We start from the raw sequence: 19,406 nt of genomic DNA, 5'->3' as shown, positions 1-19,406 counted from the left end.
AAGTTGAGGCCTGGCATGCGGATTACTCAAGCGACCCTGGAACACCTGGACCTGTTGACCCCGTTGTTCGTCAAATACCGCGAGTTCTACGGGGCCCTGCCGTTCCCGGACTCGTCACGGGCCTTTTTGGAAAAGCGCCTGCGGCGCAAGGAGTCGGTGATCTACCTGGCCCTGGCCGACGATGATGACAAGCGGCTGCTGGGGTTTTGCCAGCTCTATCCGAGCTTTTCCTCACTGTCTCTCAAGCGGGTATGGATCCTCAACGACATCTATGTGGCCGAGGATGCGCGCCGGCAACTGGTGGCCGACAACCTGATGCGCACGGCCAAGAAAATGGCCAAGGACACCCACGCGGTACGGTTGCGGGTATCGACCAGCAGCGATAACGACGTGGCGCAGAAGACCTATGAGTCGATTGGGTTTCGCGAAGACACCGAATTCAAAAACTACGTGTTGCCGATCAACGAAGACTGAAAACCGGTAAGCCAAACACCGCAATATCCTTGTGGGAGCTGGCTTGCCTGCGATGGCGAAGTGTCAGCGAGCACTTCTCATACTGACCCACCGCTATCGCAGACAAGCCAGCTCCCACATTGGGTCCGGCGACTGGCTTGAAGCCCAACCCCTTCACAATTTCGCGACACTCCCCGCTACAAAAGCCACACGCTTTTCACCTCTCAATCCGTATAATGCCGACCTTTCAGGGTTGTAAGAACCGCGACAATTACTTGTAGCCTTATTGCCTGAGCTTCCGCACAAGCCCGCTGAGCCGGGCCATTCACACAGGTGCCATCCATGGATTTCAACCCGCTTGACCTTATCCTGCATCTCGACGTTTACCTCGACATGCTGGTAACCAATTACGGTCCGTGGATCTACGCCATTCTGTTCCTGGTGATTTTTTGCGAAACCGGCCTGGTGGTCATGCCCTTCCTGCCGGGCGACTCCTTGCTGTTCATTGCCGGTGCCGTAGCGGCCGGCGGCGGTATGGACCCAGTCCTGCTGGCCGGCCTGCTGATGCTGGCGGCCATCCTCGGCGACAGCACCAACTATGTGATCGGACGAACGGCGGGCGAGCGCTTGTTCAGCAACCCGAACTCCAAGATCTTCCGCCGCGACTACCTGCAAAAGACCCACGACTTCTACGACAAGCACGGCGGCAAGACCGTGACGCTGGCGCGCTTCCTGCCGATCCTGCGTACCTTCGCGCCGTTCGTCGCGGGCGTGGCCAAGATGCCGTATCCACGCTTCTTCGGCTTCAGCGTACTGGGCACCATCCTGTGGGTCGGCGGCCTGGTGACCTTGGGTTACTTCTTCGGCAACGTGCCTTTTATCAAGAAGAACCTGTCGCTGCTGGTGGTGTTCATCATTCTGCTGTCCCTGGTGCCGATGATTATTGGCGTAGTGCGCAGCCGCTTTGGCCGCACGTCCTCCGAAGCCAACCCGCACTGATTGCCCGTGTGGTCCTTCAGCGCCTGGCGTCGCCGGCGCCTGCTGGCCAAGCACCCGATTGCCGATGACATCTGGCAACGGGTGCGCCACCACCTGACCTTCCTCGACGGCATCACGCCGGAGCAAGATCAGTGGCTACGCGAAGCCTGCGTGGTGTTCCTCAGCGAAAAACACCTCACCGCCCTGCCTGGCGTCGAACTGCACCAGGAACAACGCCTGCTGCTCGCCGCCCAGGCGCAACTGCCGCTGATGAACCTGGGCGACCTCGACTGGTACCAAGGCTTTCATGAGATCGTGCTGTACCCCGACGACTTCCTCAGCCCACAACGCCATCGCGATGCCAGCGGCGTCGAACACGAGTGGGACGGCGAACACAGCGGCGAAGCCTGGCAACAGGGCCCGGTGATCCTCGCCTGGCCCGGCGTGCTCGCCAGCGGCCAATGGGAAGGCTACAACCTGGTCATCCACGAACTAGCGCACAAGCTGGACATGCTCAACGGCGACGCCAACGGCCTGCCGCCGCTGCACCACGACATGCGCGTGCAGGATTGGGCCAGCGTCATGCAAGGCGCCTTCGATGACCTCAATCGCCAGTTGGACGCCAACCCGGACGCCGAGACCGAGATAGACCCTTACGCTGCGGAAAACCCGGCGGAGTTCTTTGCCGTCACCAGCGAGTATTTCTTCAGCGCCCCGGATTTACTGGTCAACAGTTATCCACAGGTGTACGCCCAACTCAGCCGCTTTTATCGCCAGGATCCCCTGGCCCGCCTGACTCAACTGCAAGCCAGCGACCTGCGCTACGCGCCACGGGGCGAATGACCGTACGACGCTTGGCGCATGGCATCGGCGTCAGAATATGCCTATAATCGCCGCCACTTTTAGGCCAATCCGGCCATGTCATATGGCCAACTAACGGGGGCAACGCCCAATGAGCTACAGCAAGATTCCGGCTGGCAAAGACCTGCCGAACGACATCTACGTCGCCATCGAAATTCCGGCCAACCACGCGCCGATCAAATACGAAATCGACAAAGACAGCGACTGCCTGTTCGTTGACCGTTTCATGGCCACCCCGATGTTCTACCCGGCCAACTACGGTTTTATCCCTAACACCCTGGCTGACGACGGTGACCCCCTCGACGTGCTGGTCGTGACCCCTTACCCGGTCACCCCAGGCTCGGTTATCCGCGCACGCCCAGTCGGCATCCTGAACATGACCGACGACGGCGGCGGCGATGCCAAAGTAATCGCAGTGCCACACGACAAGCTGTCCCAGCTGTACGTGGACGTGAAGGAATACACCGACCTGCCGCCACTGTTGCTGGAACAGATCAAGCACTTCTTCGAGAACTACAAAGACCTCGAAAAAGGCAAGTGGGTGAAGATCGACGGTTGGGGCAACGCAGACGCCGCCCGCGCCGAGATCATGAAGTCGGTTGCCGCCTACAAAGGCTGATACCCGCGCCTCATTGCCACGGCAATTAAAAAGCCCCGTTAATTCGGGGCTTTTTTATGGGCCGAATTAAACATCAAGTTCAATGTTTATTTGCAGCGTTTAACTAAGTTGCACACCTGAAAGATCCGGCCACAACTAAGCCAAATCCTACAACCGCAAATCAACGCATGGTTTATTTGATTAGACTTTCCGGCCAGTAAACTCTGCGTTTATGAATACATCAGGTGATCGTTTAAAAGCGCTATTACGGGAAGTTCATCTTTCCGCCTCCGACTTCGCCAAGAACCGCGGCGTCACGCCTCAGCACGTGAACAACTGGTTCAAACGCGGGGTCCCCATGGGCCGACTCAACGAGATCGCAGAGTTGCTGTGCGTCTCAAGTCGCTGGTTAAGCGACGGCAAAGGCCCCAAACACCCGCCCGCCAACTACCTGTTGGAAGGCCCCACCGCAAGGATTGCAACCGCCCGCGAAGACACAGGCAAATACCTCACAGGCCCCGCCTGCCGCCCGGAAAAAACCGACGTGGAGATCCCCCTCCACCCCACCTTCACCTCAACCGAACGCATCCGCGTCTCCCTGCACAGCCTGGAAACACTCAACGTAAACCCCGACCGCGCGATAGGCGCCTACATGGTCGACAACAGCATGATCGACATCATCCAACAAGGCGCCACCCTCGCCATCGACCGAGGCCGTACCCAAATCATCGACGGTGAAATCTACGCCGTCGAACACGACGGCATGCTGCGTATCAAATACCTCTACAACCGCCCTGGCGGCGGCCTGCGCCTGCGCAGCCACAACGCCAGCGAACACCCGGACGAATACCTCAACCACGAGGAACGCTTCGAGCAAAGCTTCAAGATCGTCGGCTGGGTATTCTGGTGGTCCACCCTCAACAACCGCCGCCCACCGGTGCCACTGGATGAACACCTGCTGGGCTGGGAAGGCTCTAAATCGGAACCGGAGGTGGGCAACTGAAGTGAATGTGAGTATCATGCGCCGCACATTTGGCAGGGGTCGCTTCTAGCTGATTCCCTGCTGGCGAAGCGGAGGAGTTCCCGCGGATGCCCCTACTATTCAGCCTGACGCAATGTGGGCTGAGCGATTTGAAGGCTGGTGAGGTTTGTCAAAAACAAGCTGAGGCAGTCCCCGAGAAGCCGGCCACAAGCCGGCTTTTTAATCCCCCCCCTTAAACATCAATCACGTAGCCTTAAAGATCCACTCTGCCCCCCCTGAACATGTCTCTGGTGCAATAGGCAGCCATTCAAAGGCCAGTGGGCTCCAGCAATATCAAAATGACTCGACGCAATCTAGGTGTATTACCCCTTCTTCATTGCTTCACCCAAATAGTCAGCGACCTGATCGATATCCAACATGTCGCCAACAGCGACGCGAGGATGAAACATGTCGCAAAAATACAAAAATAACGACACGTTATGCACGCAGGCTTACACTAGCGACATGACAAGGGCGCTTATAAAAGCGGCCTTACCTTTAACTGGACGTCCTAGTGAGCGTGCGCCCATGACTAACCCCCAACGGCCTTGGCAGGCGGATAGACCCTATAACCAGCTTCCACCCTTGCCGCCAAAGGCAGAACTGGAAACCCGAGCAGTCCTCAAACGCTGCATCGAAGCTCGAGCAGCCTTGGCCGAATTGAAACAAGCAGCCGAGCTGATTCCTAACCAGACGATGCTGATCAATACGATCCCGCTGCTGGAAGCCAAGGACAGCTCCGAGATCGAAAGTATTGTCACTACTACAGATTTACTCTTTCAGCATGCCCAGGATTGCGCCAATCATGCAGATCCCGCGACCAAAGAAGCCCTCCGGTACCGCAAGGCTCTACATAACGGTTTCCAGTCTCTGGCTGAACGTCCACTCTCTACCGGCACAGCAGTAGAGATCTGTCGAACGCTCAAGGGTGTAGACATGGACATCCGTCGAGTGCCAGGCGTCCAGCTAGCCAATGATCGGACCGGAGAAATCATCTATACCCCACCAGAGGGCGAAGATCGCTTACGCGACTTGCTCACCAACTGGGAACGTTTTCTACACAACGAGACAGACCTCGACCCGCTGGTTCGCATGGCTGTCGGACACTATCAGTTCGAGGCTATTCATCCATTCACAGACGGCAACGGTCGTACCGGGCGCGTGCTAAACACCCTGTATCTGATCCAGGAAGGTCTGTTGAATCTACCGATTCTTTACCTTAGTCATTTCATCATTGCGCATAGAGCCGATTACTATCGACTACTGCTTGATGTCACACGCGAACAGGCCTGGGAGCCCTGGCTGCTGTACATGCTTACTGCCGTGGAAGAAACCGCTCGCTGGACCAGTGCAAAAATTGCCGCCATTCGCAGCCTGTCCGAGCACACCAGCCAATTTGTTCGCGAACGTTTGCCGAAAACCTACTCACGCGAATTGGTGGACGTGATTTTTGAGCAGCCCTATTGCCGTATTAGCAACGTCGTCGACAAGCAGATCGCTCAGCGCCAGGCTGCTTCTCGCTACCTCAAAGAGCTGGTCTCCATTGATGTTCTGCAAGAGGTTCAGGTCGGAAAGGAAAAACTGTTCATTCATCCAAAGCTGATGCAGTTGCTGATTCGCGACAGCAACGAATTCAAGCCCTATTTCTGAGCCGAAATTAAGGAAATCGTGAATAAGTCGCCTGGACGATCAAAACCGAACAGGCGACGTCATATCACCTAGGCTGCAAACACTCCACAGCCCTATCCGCCACCATCTTCGCCATCTCCACCAAATGCATCACCGCCCTCTGTGGCGCAGCCACTGACTCGCCGATCACCTGCGACGTAGCCAGCGCACAATGCAGCAGCTCAGCCACCTGCACCCAGGCATCCTCGAAGCTCAGTTCTTCATTGACCGTAAATGGGTTGGTTGCGCCTGACGACGGCGAATCCGAAACAACGTTATCCATAGCAAAACTCCAATCGATAATTTGAAGCTGCCAATTACGCGACTAAACGAAAGGTGGCAGCTGTACGCAGGTTAGTCGACCGGTCGATTGGAACCCGGCGCACCCGAAGGTGCCCTGCGCACAGCCACCATAAGATGCAGGCGATGAGGTGCCTGACTCATGAGTTGCATATGCGCCAATCGAATCCGGGCGACTAAACCCGATCACTGAATTAGCAGTGACGGTCAGCAGCCTAGTCACCCAATTCCACTGGCGCAAGCGGTTGGGATTCTCTCGGAAACGTCCTGCAAAGGAAAGGGATCGGACCTGCTAGCTACTCAAAATCAGGCAATTCACTCCTGGTCTGCACAGCGACCCGGAGGCCTGAAATCGGGTGCCAACTATTGTCCACTTTAAGTTGACAGTAAGACTCCTTCCACCCGATTTATCCCTCGTCACCTACCCATTAATCTGTGCCCATGTTGAACGCAACGCCCAACCAACCTAAACAAAAAAGGATTCAACCATGAGCACTGCAACCTACAACCGCTTGAACAAAGACGACGCCATTGTTCTGCTGGTCGACCACCAGACCGGCCTGATCTCGCTGGTGCAGGACTTCTCCCCCAACGAGTTCAAGAACAACGTGCTGGCCCTGGCTGACCTGGCCAAGTTCTTCAACTTGCCGACCATCCTCACCACCAGTTTCGAGCAAGGCCCTAACGGCCCGCTGGTACCGGAGCTGAAGGAGATGTTCCCGGACGCGCCGTATATCGCTCGCCCTGGTCAGATCAACGCCTGGGACAACGAGGATTTCGTCAAGGCAATCAAGGCCACCGGGCGTAAGCAGATCATCATTGCCGGTGTGGTGACGGATGTGTGTGTGGCGTTCCCGACCTTGTCGGCGCTGGCAGAAGGTTTTGAGGTGTTTGTGGTGACGGATGCATCGGGCACGTTCAATACCACCGTGCAGCAAGCGGCGTGGAGCCGGATGACGCAGGCCGGCGCGCAGTTGATGAACTGGTTCTCGGTGGCGTGTGAGTTGCACCGCGACTGGCGCAACGATATCGAAGGGCTGGGGAATTTGTTGTCCCAGCGGATTCCTAACTACCGCAATTTGATGAACAGCTACTCGGCCCTATCTGCTCGCCAGAGCTAAGACTGCCATGCTCCGTATTGAGCCTGCCTGAAAAGGCAGGCTTTTTTATGGGTGTAGATTGAGAGGCGTGCGGGTGACGCAGAGCGTCACTGGATGCGTTACCACGCGGAGCGTGGGAACGAACCCGTCAGACGTCCCTAATCCAGGATCAAGTGCGGCAGAAACCGGCTTGAATCCTTGGTGATCAAGCTATTGTCCTCGCGCACACCGATGCCGGCGGCCTGGTCGCCAATGACCCAAGAGCCGATCAGCGTGTAGCTGTCACCAAATTTTGGCAGCGGTGCGAACTCTTGAAGGATGAAGGGCGCATCCGTGTAGGGGCCGTCTTCTTTTACGGTCAGGCCTTCGGCGGTTTGCAGTTCGATGTTGGCGCCTTCACGGGAGAAGAACGGCTTGCGCACCCAGCCTTTTGGCACGGCTTTGCCTGGGTCGGTGTCCAGGTGGGACGCGAGCAGGTTGGGGTGGCCTTTGTTGAATTCCCACAGCAGCGGCAGGATGCCTTTGTTGGAAATAATGGATTTCCACGCGGGCTCGAAGAACTGTGTGTCGCTCTGGGCAATCGCGGCACCAAAGGGTTCGTGGAAGATGAACTCCCAGGCGTGCAGTTTGAACAGGTGGGGAATCCAGCGATCTTCAAGGTCGACGAAGCGGCCTTCGCTGTTCAGGCCGATGTCTTCGATGTCGATGTGGCGCGATTCGATGCCGACCTTTTCAGCGACCAGGCGCAGGTAGTCGGTGGTGCCTTTGTCTTCGATCGAGTCTTTCATCGAGGCGAAGTAGAACGGCTGGTTGACCTGCAGTTGCGCGAAGGCCTGGTGCAGTTTGGTGTCGATGCTATTGAACTGGTCGGCGTGCTTGGGCAGCAGGCCGCGTTCGATGCATTGTTCCAGCCAGCCCCACTGAAACGCGGCTGCTTCGTAGAGGCTGGTGGGGGTGTCGTAGTTGAGCTCCAGCAACTTGGCGGGCCCGCTGCCGTTGTAGGAGAAGTCCATGCGCCCGTAAAGGTGCGGGTGGCCTTCGAGCCATGAGGTTCGGATCATGTCGTAGAAAGGCGCGGGGATGCTCAGGCGTTCAAGCAGTTCTTCGCTGTGGACCACGCGGGCGACGAGGTCCATGCACATGTCATGGAGCTCGGTGGTCGGGTCTTCGAGGTCGCGCTCGATTTGCTTGAGCGTGAACTGGTAGTACGCGCTTTCGTCCCAGTAGGGTTCGCCGTCGATGGTATGGAACAGGAAGCCGAGGCTCTCGGCGGTGTGTTTCCAGTCATGACGCTCTGCGCATTGGATCTTCTTCATGGCCGGTTTCCTTAGCTGCTCGACCCGCCGCCCCAGCCGCTGCGTGCGCTGGCTTTGCTGCCGAAGCCGCCGCGGGAGGTGGCCGATGAAACCGAGCTCGACTTAGGTGAAGAGCGCAGCGTGCTGGTGTAATTGCTGCTGCCGTACCGGGCCTGGTTGGAACGGCCAAAGGTCGCGCCATTGGACACGCGTTGGTTGAGCGTCGAGTTACCGTAGTTGCCGCGATCATCGCGATAGCGGTACACCGGTTCCGAACGGTAGCTGTTGCGGTTGTTGCTCAGCATGTTGCCGATCAGCAAGCCGGTCAGCAGGCTGCTGGTGGAGAAGCCTGAGCCGCCGCTGGCCTGAGCGTTGGCCGCTTGCGCATTGGCAGCGTCGACTTGGGATTGGGTCACCTGGCCTTCGGCGGTCAGTTCGAAACCGCCCAAGCGCGGGATGAATTTGCCGGTGGAGTCTTGCTGGCACCAGTCAGCGACAAAGTCGGCGTCGCAATCGGCCTGGCTGTCATACACCGGCGCAATGCGGCGATGCTCGGCCATGGCCGTCATGTAGGCGTCCGAGCAGACGTCTACCGGAAGTTTTTCATCGGCGCATTGCTGTACCGATTGGAAGTTGTACTTCTTTTGCAGGTCGTAGGTTTTTTCCGTTGGGCCACAGCCGGATATCGCCATGGCGACCGACGCTGCCAGCGACAGCTGGACGTACTTGCTTCGTTTCATCGGGAGCTCCGTGGGCAATCAGTTCGAGGTGGGCGTCATGCACGCGGCATTCAGCATGCCGACGCTGATGGCCACCGCGGCCACGTAGATACCGGCCGCCAGTTCGCCCTTCTTGATGCGCTCGGACGTGCCTTTGAGCACCAGGCTGGTCAGCAGGAACGCCAGCAGTTGGACGACGGCGGCGATCACGGCCCAGACGATGAAGTCGAGAACGTTGATCGAGTAGGCAATCACATTGCTGGCCGGAATGGCGAAACCGACGATGGCACCGCCCAGGGCGACCGCTGCGGAGGTGTTGCCCGCACGGATCAGTTCGAACTCCTTGTGCGGGGTGATGCGGGTGTAGATGAACTGGAACAGCGCGAACAGTACCGCAGCCCCCAGGATGTAGAGGACAAAGCCGAGCACCGCAGCTTTGTTGAGGGAGATGGAGAGTGCTTCTAGCATGGACGGCTTCCTTTTTTTAGAGCGTAGTCAGGTCGGTGGTGTACAGCGAAATGCCCAGGGATGTGCTCAGGCTGATGGTGCCTTCGGCATCTTCTTCGACGGAGAACAGCAGGAACTCTCGGCGGTCGGTCAAGCCGGTGTCGCGGGCGTATAGCATCGAACGGTGCTCGACGCTGTAGGTGGCTTCTGGGCTGATGACCTGTTCGCTCATCGCCACCAATTCGGTCTGGCCATCTTCGCTGCCCCACTCCCGGAAGAACTCGACGCCGTCGTGGGTGTAGGTCGGCAGACCGATCAGGCTTTGTGGGCCCGCGAGCCTGCTCAGTTCCGCTTCACTGCTGATGGTGACGTAACTCAGGTAGTTGAACAGAATCACTGACTCGACCTGGCCCGCTATCTGGCCGGTGGTGTGCACCTGCAACCAATAATCTTCGTCGTTCATGTAATAGCGCGACAGCCAGGTGGACTGGCCGAGGTCGATGGTGCCGTTGCTCCAGATTTCCTGGGAGCCGGGGATCACCACGTTGGTTTTTTCATCGAGCAGCAATTTCAGAGTCGTGTCAAACATCACGCCCTTGCCCGGCGCCAGGCCCAAAGGGCCGGTGGCGGGCAGGCTTGGGCTGGCGGTTCGACTCGAGTCGGTAGTGGCTTTTGGGGCCTCAAGCCCCATCAACTGTTTAAGCCATCCCATGAAAGATTTCCTTAAGGCGAGTGGAAGCGATGTAGAAGAGTTCGCCGCCTTTGACCGCTGTGGCACTGGGCGGGTTGATCGACGGCTGCTGAACACCTTTGGCGCGATAGCCAATGAGGGTGGCGTTGTGGCGCTCCTTCATCTGCGTGTACAGCTCGCCGAACGTTGCCTCAAAGGCGTCGGGCAATTTCATCAGGTACTGGGTGGCGCCCTGCCCCACGCACAGCAACTCATTGATGACCACCGACGAGCCCGGATCCTGAGAGGCGCGCACCAGCATTTCGATCGCCATGCTGGACGTGCATTCCAGGCGCGGGGCGTAGGAGCTGGCCAGTGCAGCGATTTCACTTTCGTTGAAGTGGGCGACCACATGCCCCACGGGGCTCAGTTGGTTCACCGCCAGCACGGTGGCCAGCGTCAGGTCGTCAGACGGGGTTCGCACCAGCACACGCTCGGCACCGGGCACACCGGCACGCAGCAACAGCGCGGTGGAAGACAGGCTTTCGCCGCGGATGAACGCTGCTTTGCCCGGCATCGGATTTTCTTCAAGGCTGCAATCGCAGATCACGATCAGGTTGTCGTTCGAGGTTTCGTCTTGCAGCAACAACTCAATCACCCGCTCGCTGGACGCGCCCTCCCAGCCGATCAACACGGTATGGCCGACCTTGCCGGTGAAATCACCTTTGCCCTTCATGCCTTTTCTCCATGCATCGATAACACTGCTGGTGGTTTTGCCGATGGCTGCCGTGAGCAGCGCAATGCCCCCGAGCATGACCCAGGCCGCCACGAAAATTCGCCCAGCAGACGTCTGCGGCGCGAGGTCGCCATAGCCGACGGTGAGTGTGGTGGTGAGATAGAAGTAGATAAACGTGGCGGCAGCGGTGAGGTGTTGTTCGCCCAGCAACACCAGGCCCAGGTAAGCGGTGCTCAGGTGGACACCCAAGGCAACGATCAGGCCTGCCCAACCGAAGCGATGAAAGAGGGACGAGGCGTACATGCGTAGCAGTAGGAAAATCGACATTTAGCCCCTGGCTCCCTGGGTACTTGAATCCTGACGACAGCATCGCCTCGGCGTCTGGATGCTCAAGTGCGTTCACCCGGCATTAAACCCGCTGCGCGGCGTGGATAGAAGTACCTTGGCTGCAATAAATCCGGCGAGCGCACCAAACAGATGCCCTTCGAAGGAAACGCCCTGCCGCGGAAGGAAGCCCACGACCAGTCCGCCATACAGCAAAGCCACAACAGCGGCTGTTAGCAGGTTGCCCCAGCTTCTGTGAAACCAGGCGCGAGACAGCAGATAGGCCCATAGCCCGAACACCCAGCCGCTGGCGCCGACGTGTACGCCTGAAAAACCGAACAGCCAGACCAACAAGCCGCCCAGCAGAATGACGATGGCACTGACGGCGATGAACCGGTTGACCCCTTCGATGATGACCAGAGAACCCAGGATCACAAAGGCAATCAGGTTGGCGCTCAGGTGGGCGAAGGAGGCGTGCAAAAACGGTGATGTGAGGATGCCGAACAGACCCTGCATCGTTCTCGGGATTAGCCCGAATGCCATGAGGCTGTAACCGGTCACCACATTGAGCAGTTGCAGCGCGACCATGAAGAGGGCCAGGCCTGCGATTGTCTTGAAACCCTTCAAGGCGTCCATCCTGACCTCAACATACAAAAGAAGAGCACTGCGACTGTGGCGAGGGAGCTTGCTCCCGCTGGGGCGCGAAGCGGCCCCAAAAACAGGACTGCTGCGCAGCGGGAGCAAGCTCCCTCCCCACAGAGTTGCAGGCTTAACTGACCTACGTTGATTACTCAGCCGACTTTTGCTTCAGACGCTCCAGAATCGCATTGGCACTGCCTTCGTTCGGCGTGATGCCGGCATCGCGCAGTTTGCGTTCCAGGTCTGTCCCCGTCGACGCTTCAGCCAGCTCATCCTGGGCTTGCAGCTCAGCGGCGCGTTGTTGCTGTTTGGCCTGCAAGCGATTGAGCGTACCGACGGCGGTTTCCAGCTTGCCGTTGGCACCGCCGCTGGCAATGGAGGCACTGACCTGGGCCTTTTGCACGCTGTCGCGAGCCTTGGCCATGTCCACTTGCTGGCGCAGGCTTTTGATGCGGCTTTCGGCCTTGGTGATGTCTTTGCGCATGCTCTCAGCGTACCCACCGAACTCGGTGGTCTGCTTTTGCTCAACGTCCCGCTCGTTGGTCAGGGTCGAAATGGCTTCGGCCACTTCCAGGGCGAGGTCTTCACGGTTGGCCTGGATAGCGGCCATCGCCTTGGATTCCAGGTCTTTGATCTTGGCGTCGTACTCGCCAACACGATCAGCCGCCAGTTTGTGCTTGGCCATGATGCTCACCAGCTCACGCTTGGCGTTGGCCAAGGCGCTGTCTGCATCGCGAATTTCCTGGTCAAGGATGCGCAGGGCCTGTTGGTCGACGATCGATTCGCCGACTTCGCTGGCACCGCCACGCAACGCGGTGAACAATTTGCTCCAGATGGACTGAGTCATTGGGTTTTTCCCGAATAATTAAATGAAGAAACGTTCGAAGGCTTCGCTGGCGCGCTGCACGTTATCAACCAGGGTTTTCACCTCGGTCACGATGTTGGTCAGGCTGGAGTCGGAGCTGAGCGCACCGAACATGTTGTAAACCACCTGCCCGTTCGGCATGGACTCGATACCGATCGACGACAACGGGAACATCTCCCGGCTGCGCAGCACGGCGTCATTGAAGGCCGGCACGTCGTTGATGGACTCGGCGTCGACCAGGACGGTATCCACGATGATTTGCTCGCCCACCACCGCGATGTAAATCGGCAAGCCACCAAAGTCGTTCATTTCCAGCTTGATGCTGGACTCGGAGCCTTGGACGAGAGAAAGCGTAATGTCATTGGACGTCACGTCATCCAGCGCCTGAAGAGCACTGTAAAGACGATCGATATTCCAGTTAGTACCTGCGCTCATGAAATTCTCCGACATGAATGAGCCAGCCAGGATCGGTTGGCGTAGCTGTTTCTCCATTTGCTTGAGCAGGCTTCGGTTTTCGGGAAGCACCCAAGTCTCGTGTTTCACATAACCGGCCGCCGCCAGCCCCGCACGCATCTGCTTCATGTAAAAGCTCGACGGCTTTTTTGCGGACGGCTTCAAGCGCTCTCCCTTGAGGCTTGTTGAATCGGTATCGGGCCCAGTTGATGGGCTCGATGGAGAGCTGCTGTTCATGGTACTGACCTCGCTGTGAAAAACTCACGCGTGAGAAAATCTACAGGCAATCCGCAAGGTACTCAATAGCTCACGCGTGAGATTTTTCCTTACATTTTTCAGCCACCGAAAAGACCCAGCCTACCCCGCCAACTCTCGCTCGATTTGCTCGATGCTAGGCAAGCTCGATTGCAGTTCGGCTGGCAAAGACTCCATCAGTTGATATTGCGCCACACCAATAGGCCGGTTGTTATCGCGCAGTGCGTATTCAGCCACCACTTCATTTTTACCCTTGCACAACAAGAGGCCGATAGTCGGGCCATCCTGTGGGTGCTTTATCTCGGCATCCACCGCCGCAAGATAGAAGCTCAATTTGCCCAGATGCTCGGGCTTGAACTTGCCTGCCTTGAGTTCGATCACCACATAGCAACGCAGCTTCAGGTGATAGAACAACAGGTCAATGAAGAACTCATCGCCGCCTACATTCAGCAGCACTTGCCGGCCAACGAAGGCAAAACCTGCGCCCAACTCCAACAAGAAGTCAGTGACATGCTTGATCAGGGCGTTTTCGATTTCGCGCTCTTGTGCATTCTGGCCCAGGCTGAGGAAATCAAAGCGGTACGGGTCTTTGAGGGATTCGCGCGCCAGGTCGGATTGCGCTTTGGGCAGATGGCTTTCGAAGTTGCTGACGGCCTTGCCACTGCGCTCCAGCAGGCGATTTTCAATGTGCATCACCAGTGTGTTGCGCGACCAGTTATGTTTTAAGGCCTGGATGATGTACCAACGACGAGTTTCGGGGCCGGGAAGCTTATCGAGCAGCACCACGTTGTGGCCCCAAGGCAATTGTGCAGCAGCCTGTTGCACAAATTCCGAATCCGGCCACGCCTCGGCAAAAGCACGCATGTATTTCAGATTGCGCGGCGAAAAACCCTTGATGTCAGGAAAGGCCGCCCGCAGATCTTGCGCAAGGCGGTCGATCACTTTACTACCCCAACCTTGAGCGTGCTGACGCGCCAAAATATCGTGACCGAGCTGCCAGTAGAGCAGCACCAGCTCACGATTAACGGCAATTGATGCGCGCTGTTGCGCCTGATGGATACGGCCCTTGAGGTCTGTCAGCCAATCGCCGTAGCCCTCAGGAGGCGCGATCAACCCGATAGAAGTTTCGCTCATGCCTTTTTTACTCTGGTGTTTTCGGCAGGCTAGCCAGCCGACAGTACCGTCACAAGCATTCGAGAACAGTTCAGGAAGGGTCCTGCGTACCTCACAGAAAGGTCCTGCTGGCACTTGACTCTCCCCTATACGGCACCCCCTACCCTGAATGCCCTTTTCTCAGAACTTATCACCATGAGTCAGCGCATTCTGGTCATTCTCGGCCACCCGTCCGCCGATAGCTTTTGTTCCGCCCTCGCGCACACTTATATCCACGCTGCTAAAACGGCCGGTCACGAAGTCCGCGTCCTGCGCCTGGGTGATCTCAGGTTCGACCCCATCCTTCATCATGCTTACACCCAGGTTCAAGCGCTGGAACCTGACTTGCTCAGCGCCCAAGCCGACATCCTTTGGGCCGAGCATCTGGCCTGGGTTTTCCCTGTCTGGTGGGGCGGTATCCCGGCACTGATGAAGGGCTTTATCGACCGCGTTTTCCTCCCCGGCTTTGCCTTCAAGTACCGCGCAGGCAAGGCATTCCCAGACAAGCTGCTAAAGGGCCGAACCGCGCACTTGTTAGTGACCCTCGACACGCCGCCGTGGTATTACCGCTGGGTTTATCGCATGCCGGCCATCCACCAAATGCGGCGCACCACGCTGGCGCTGTGCGGCATCGCGACGAGCAAGACGCTGCTGTTGGGGCCGGTGCTGGGCTCTTCGCTGACGCAGCGGGCCAAGTGGCTGAAACAGGCCGGCGCACTATTTGAAAAAGGGAGTTTTCATGTACATCGGCAAAGCCGCGCAGTTGTCCGGCACGACCATCAAGGCGATTCGTCACTATGAGGCGATTGGATTGATGCCCGAGCCGCAACGCCTTGGTGGCTATCGGGTTTATACGGCGCGGAGCGTAGAGCGACTGACCTTTATCAAATGCGCCCAGCAGCTCGGGTTCAAACTCAAGGAGTTGCAGGAGATTTTGCTGGGGTACGACGGTGACGCCTTTCCCTGGGACAGGGCGGACCAAGCCATCGCCAACAAGAAGCACGCGCTGGCTGCGCAAATCGCCGTGTTGCAACGGATGCAGGCGGGCTTGATTGAGTTTGAAGCCCAACTGAAAGACGCCCAAGGGCAATGCTCGTCAATCAGTAGTGTCGCCATTTGAAGTAGCCCTTACGCATGAGTTGCCGCTGACTTTTGCGAGCCCCGTGTAAGGGCAATCTGATTTTCCAAACCGTTCATCCAGCCGCTTTTCGCTGCGGCAGACTCCGACGCCTTGCCTTCTGTCGAGACGTCATGGATGACCCACGCTGCCCACATTGCCGCTATCGAACATGAGCTGGATGGCTTCCATCAGAGCCTGGTGGAGTACCGCCAGCAGATGGGCGCCTGGTATTCGCGTGCGCTGGAATCAGTAAGCCATGCAGCGGATATGCCGTCGTTGCTAGGCATGGACAGGGTGTTGCGGATTGGGGATTCGCAGCGTTCGGTGAGCATTACCGATGCAGATTTTTCCACCGTAGCCCGTTGCCCGGTGGGTGGCGTGCTGGAGATCGAGAGCAAATTCGAATCAGCGTATGACGTACCGATTGGCGATATCCAGGTTGAGGTGATCGGCCTGGATGACGGCAGCTCCACGGTGGTGATGCTCGATGAGCACGGCAAGGGTTCGCACTACTGCGCCGCTGGGGGGCGCTATCAGGTACGGGTTCAGGGCGGTGTTTCAGCGCAGCAAGTGGACGCCTTGTTTGCCTCCTATGACGGGCTGACGGCGGACTTGGAACAGTGGCTTCGGTCACAGTGGAAAGACTTCAAACCCCACTGGGAACGCTCTACTGCCAGCGCGATTGGCAGCGGCGTGCTGGCGGGCAGTTGGGCAGCGATCACAGATGTGTGGGACAGCATCAAGCTGGTGCAGGCGATGCTTGAAGACCCGCTGAAGTACGTTGAGCAACTGGGTAACGAAGCGGCCAAGTTGGCGCAGATCGCCACCGATGCGCCCAAGGTCATGGAACAGGCGATGTTGCTCGCCAGTGATGAAGCGGCGCTGTACCTGTTACTGCGCACCGCCATGGTCTGGCTGGACGCGTTACCGCCCAGTGAAGTTGCGCAGGCAGCCGCCAGTTTTATGGTGTCGCTGCTGATTGATCTGGTGATTGGCTCAGTGTTAACCATCGCGTTGCCAGCGGCGGGCGTGGCGTATTTGAGCTTGCGCCTGGTCAAGTACGGCGCGTGGATTCTTGAGGCTGCCGTAGGCTTCGTGAAGGGTGTGCTGGCGATTCTCAAGAAGTTCATGCAGGCGGTTGACCGTTACAAGGCGGTGGCGGTTCGCGGGGTGGTGGGTGGACTGAAGCAAGGCACGATGCAGATGCGCTGGAAGGCGCGGCAGAACGCGGTGCTGAAGCAGAAAGAGCGTGTGGATGATGTGCCTGTCGTGGCTTCGAATCCGAAGGGGGATGCGGCGGCGCCTGCGGACAAGACGGTTACTAACGGCTGCCCGGTGTCGATGGTCACTGGGGAGGAATTGCTGACCCTCACCGATGGCACGCTGGATGGGATCTTGCCGTTTGAGTGGACGCGGATTTATCGCACCAGTGCGGTGGAAGTGGATTGTGGGTTGGGGTTTGGCTGGAGTCATGCGCTGGCGCACAGGCTTGCTGTATCGGGCGATTCGGTGGTGTGGACCGATCATGAGAACCGCTCGACTACCCTGCCCTTGCCCACGGCTGCTCGACCGGCGATCACCAACAGCCTGGCCGAAGCGGCGATCTACCTGGGCTCGGCGCCTGATGAACTGGTGTTGGCCCAGGCGTCACGGTTTTATCACTTTCGCGATGGTGTCCTGGTCTCGATCAGTGATGCGTATGACAACCGCCTGCGCATTTGCCGTGATCATTCCGGGCGAATTGAGCGGTTGGATAACGGTTGTGGCCGTTCGCTGCTGCTGCGCTATGAACTGGACCGTATCGTCGCGGTGGACTACCAGGTTCATCGCGCCAAAGGGCGTGAGCCCTACGTGTGGGAGACCGAGCAGAACCTTGTTTCCTACGCCTATGACGAACACGGACGACTGGTCTGCGCGACCAATGCTGTCGGGGAAAGCGAGCGTTATCGGTACGACGATCAGCACGTCATTCTCGAGCGGCAGTTGGCCGGAGGCGCGAGTTTCTATTGGGAATGGGAACACGCTGGCAAGGCGGCGCGCTGCGTTCGGCATTGGGCGAGTTTTTCGCAGATGGACACGCGTTATGCCTGGGGCGATGACGGGCGCGTCACCGTGCATAACGCCGATGGTAGCCAGGAAGTGTATGTCCATGATCAGCGGGCGCGGCTGGTACAGAGGATTGATCCGGATGGTGCCACGCATTTCAAATCCTACGACGACCAGGGCCGGCTGACCGTCGAGCAAGACCCGATGGGCGCGGTGACGGCCTATCAATATGACGACGCCGGACGCTTGGTGGCGCTGTTTCCGGGGGAGGATGAGCCGACATCCTACGAGCATGACAATGGGTTCGTACGAGTTGTGCGCCGTGGTGAGGCGGCCTGGAAATATGAGCGTAATGAGCAAGGCGATGTTACGCGCAGGATCGATCCTGACGGCGAGGTTACCGATTACAGCTACAACAAACACGGGCAACTGACCGGGGTTTGGTACCCGGATCATAGTTGCCATCGGCTGGTGTGGAATGAGCGGGGGCAGTTGCTGGAAGAGCAATTGCCCAATGGTGGGATCAAGCGTTATCGCTATGACGATCTGGGGCGACAGATTGCCCGTGAAGATGAACATGGCGCGCAGACCGTTTATGAATGGGACAGCGTCGGTAGGTTGATTCGCCTCGTCTTGCCAGGCGGCGCCACACGAGAATTCAGCTACAACCCCTACGGCAAAATCATCGCAGAACGCGACGAACTCGGCCACGTCACCCGCTACGAATACGCCGACGGCCTGCACCTGATCAGCCGCCGCCTCAACGCCGACGGCACCCAAGTCAAGTACCGCTACGACAACGCCCGGCTGCTGCTCACCGAGATCGAAAACGAAGCCGGCGAAACCTACCAACTCGACTATCACCCCAACGGCCTGATCCGCCAGGAAACCGGCTTCGACGGCCAGCGCACCGCGTATGCCTACGACCTCAACGGCAACCTGCTGGAGAAGACCGAATACGGCGACGATAACAGTCAGCTAATCACCCGTTATCAGCGCGACCACGCCGGGCGCCTCGTACAAAAAACCCTGCCCGATGCCAGCGTTGTCGACTATACCTACGACCGCCAAGGCAACCTCCTCAGCGCCGAAGACGGCCACTGGGCGCTGGCCTACGAATACGACCGCCAAAACCGCCTCACCGCCGAACACCAAGGCTGGGGCACCCTGCGCTACGGCTACGACGCCTGCGGCCAGCTGAAAAACCTGTGCCTGCCAGACAACAACCGCGTCACTTTCAACCACAACAAAGGCGGCCACCTCGCCACGGTCGAACTCAACGGTGAAGTACTCACCTCACATCTGTTCAAGAGCGGCCGCGAACACCAGCGCCAGCAAGGCCAACTGCTCAGCCACTACCACTACGATGACCAGAGCCGCCTACACGCCCATGCGGTAACCCAACAGCAAAACCATTTTTACCAACGCCAGTACGACTACGACAAATCCGGCAACCTCACCCGCCTGCTCGACACCCGCAAAGGCGAACACCGCTACCACTACGACCCCCTCGCCCGCCTGACTCGCGCCGATCACTCGCAGGACGTACAGGAACGCTTCGCCCACAACCCGGCGGGCAACTTGCTGATGCAAGACCGCCCAGGGCCAGACATCGTGGCCGCTAACCGTCTGGTGATCCAGGGTGACCGCCACTATGACTATGACGCCTTCGGCAACCTCATCCGCGAACGACGCGGCAAGGGCCA

Annotated in this window: 20 protein-coding genes; 10 read left to right on the top strand and 10 right to left on the bottom strand. The window is 58.2% G+C overall.

What is annotated here, in order from left to right:
- The first annotated feature begins 15 nt into the window (after nt 1–15).
- The 6 genes from AC4PS6_RS23780 to fic all read left to right on the top strand — a co-directional run bounded on the left by AC4PS6_RS23780 (nt 16) and on the right by fic (nt 5,561).
- Nucleotides 16–474 (top strand): GNAT family N-acetyltransferase, encoded by a 459-nt coding sequence (locus AC4PS6_RS23780; protein ID WP_014720105.1) that lies wholly within the window; start codon nt 16–18, stop codon nt 472–474.
- Nucleotides 475–795: 321 nt separating this feature from the next.
- Nucleotides 796–1,452, top strand: coding sequence for a DedA family protein (locus tag AC4PS6_RS23775; RefSeq protein ID WP_003194521.1), 657 nt, complete (start codon nt 796–798; stop codon nt 1,450–1,452).
- 6 nt (nt 1,453–1,458) lie between these two features.
- Nucleotides 1,459–2,274: a M90 family metallopeptidase gene (locus tag AC4PS6_RS23770; RefSeq protein ID WP_103451865.1), complete on the top strand. Its 816-nt coding sequence runs from the start codon at nt 1,459–1,461 to the stop codon at nt 2,272–2,274.
- A 109-nt stretch (nt 2,275–2,383) separates the two neighbouring features.
- The gene (gene ppa / locus AC4PS6_RS23765; RefSeq protein WP_003176323.1) at nt 2,384–2,911 is read left to right on the top strand and encodes an inorganic diphosphatase; all 528 of its coding nucleotides are present in this window, start codon (nt 2,384–2,386) and stop codon (nt 2,909–2,911) included.
- Between the two features lie 211 nt (nt 2,912–3,122).
- Nucleotides 3,123–3,893 carry a LexA family transcriptional regulator gene (locus tag AC4PS6_RS23760; RefSeq protein ID WP_014720107.1) on the top strand — a complete coding sequence of 257 codons (771 nt, stop codon included), beginning with the start codon at nt 3,123–3,125 and terminating at the stop codon, nt 3,891–3,893.
- A gap of 546 nt (nt 3,894–4,439) precedes the next feature.
- A complete protein-coding gene (gene fic / locus AC4PS6_RS23755) occupies nt 4,440–5,561 on the top strand; it encodes a protein adenylyltransferase Fic (protein ID WP_032904192.1) in 1,122 nt (373 codons plus the stop codon).
- A 64-nt stretch (nt 5,562–5,625) separates the two neighbouring features.
- Here the strand turns inward: fic and AC4PS6_RS23750 are convergent, their stop codons facing one another.
- Complete coding sequence (locus AC4PS6_RS23750; RefSeq protein WP_003194531.1) at nt 5,626–5,862, bottom strand: hypothetical protein; 237 nt, start codon at nt 5,860–5,862, stop codon at nt 5,626–5,628.
- 505 nt (nt 5,863–6,367) lie between these two features.
- Between AC4PS6_RS23750 and ycaC the strand changes: the two genes are divergently transcribed.
- Nucleotides 6,368–7,000: an isochorismate family cysteine hydrolase YcaC gene (gene ycaC / locus AC4PS6_RS23745; protein ID WP_014720109.1), complete on the top strand. Its 633-nt coding sequence runs from the start codon at nt 6,368–6,370 to the stop codon at nt 6,998–7,000.
- A 137-nt stretch (nt 7,001–7,137) separates the two neighbouring features.
- Here the strand turns inward: ycaC and AC4PS6_RS23740 are convergent, their stop codons facing one another.
- The 9 genes from AC4PS6_RS23740 to AC4PS6_RS23700 all read right to left on the bottom strand — a co-directional run bounded on the left by AC4PS6_RS23740 (nt 7,138) and on the right by AC4PS6_RS23700 (nt 14,516).
- Nucleotides 7,138–8,295: a glutathionylspermidine synthase family protein gene (locus AC4PS6_RS23740; RefSeq protein WP_014720110.1), complete on the bottom strand. Its 1,158-nt coding sequence runs from the start codon at nt 8,293–8,295 to the stop codon at nt 7,138–7,140.
- A gap of 11 nt (nt 8,296–8,306) precedes the next feature.
- A complete protein-coding gene (locus AC4PS6_RS23735; RefSeq protein ID WP_014720111.1) occupies nt 8,307–9,014 on the bottom strand; it encodes a DUF1190 domain-containing protein in 708 nt (235 codons plus the stop codon).
- Nucleotides 9,015–9,032: 18 nt separating this feature from the next.
- Entirely contained in the window at nt 9,033–9,461 is a 429-nt protein-coding gene (locus tag AC4PS6_RS23730; RefSeq protein WP_003194539.1) for a DUF350 domain-containing protein, read from the bottom strand.
- A 16-nt stretch (nt 9,462–9,477) separates the two neighbouring features.
- Nucleotides 9,478–10,152 (bottom strand): DUF2491 family protein, encoded by a 675-nt coding sequence (locus AC4PS6_RS23725; RefSeq protein ID WP_020302431.1) that lies wholly within the window; start codon nt 10,150–10,152, stop codon nt 9,478–9,480.
- Nucleotides 10,139–11,173: an ion channel gene (locus AC4PS6_RS23720; RefSeq protein ID WP_019818834.1), complete on the bottom strand. Its 1,035-nt coding sequence runs from the start codon at nt 11,171–11,173 to the stop codon at nt 10,139–10,141. The genes AC4PS6_RS23725 and AC4PS6_RS23720 overlap by 14 nt, the downstream gene beginning before the upstream one ends.
- Nucleotides 11,174–11,245: 72 nt before the next feature.
- On the bottom strand, nt 11,246–11,806 hold the full coding sequence (locus AC4PS6_RS23715; protein ID WP_336827058.1) for a rhomboid family intramembrane serine protease: 561 nt from the start codon (nt 11,804–11,806) through the stop codon (nt 11,246–11,248).
- 151 nt (nt 11,807–11,957) lie between these two features.
- On the bottom strand, nt 11,958–12,656 hold the full coding sequence (locus AC4PS6_RS23710; RefSeq protein WP_014720114.1) for a PspA/IM30 family protein: 699 nt from the start codon (nt 12,654–12,656) through the stop codon (nt 11,958–11,960).
- An 18-nt stretch (nt 12,657–12,674) separates the two neighbouring features.
- Entirely contained in the window at nt 12,675–13,256 is a 582-nt protein-coding gene (locus AC4PS6_RS23705; RefSeq protein ID WP_019818839.1) for a YjfI family protein, read from the bottom strand.
- 228 nt (nt 13,257–13,484) lie between these two features.
- Nucleotides 13,485–14,516, bottom strand: a complete 1,032-nt coding sequence (locus AC4PS6_RS23700) for a PDDEXK nuclease domain-containing protein (protein WP_038451653.1) — start codon at nt 14,514–14,516, stop codon at nt 13,485–13,487.
- A 174-nt stretch (nt 14,517–14,690) separates the two neighbouring features.
- On the opposite strand from AC4PS6_RS23700, the gene AC4PS6_RS23695 reads away from it, so the two are divergent.
- From AC4PS6_RS23695 to AC4PS6_RS23685, 3 genes are all read left to right on the top strand, one after another.
- Complete coding sequence (locus AC4PS6_RS23695; RefSeq protein WP_014720117.1) at nt 14,691–15,335, top strand: NAD(P)H-dependent oxidoreductase; 645 nt, start codon at nt 14,691–14,693, stop codon at nt 15,333–15,335.
- Nucleotides 15,274–15,654 (top strand): MerR family transcriptional regulator, encoded by a 381-nt coding sequence (locus AC4PS6_RS23690; RefSeq protein WP_103451861.1) that lies wholly within the window; start codon nt 15,274–15,276, stop codon nt 15,652–15,654. Before AC4PS6_RS23695 ends, AC4PS6_RS23690 begins: the two co-directional genes overlap by 62 nt.
- A 135-nt stretch (nt 15,655–15,789) precedes the next feature.
- Nucleotides 15,790–19,406, top strand: a 3,617-nt coding sequence (locus AC4PS6_RS23685) for a DUF6531 domain-containing protein (RefSeq protein ID WP_492181026.1), incomplete at its 3' end; no start/stop codon positions are given.

The sequence above is a fragment of the Pseudomonas sp. DW-iso17 genome, assembly GCF_058725345.1.
Note: the sequence above shows the minus strand (reverse complement) of the source record. Positions and strands in the feature narration are given on the sequence as shown.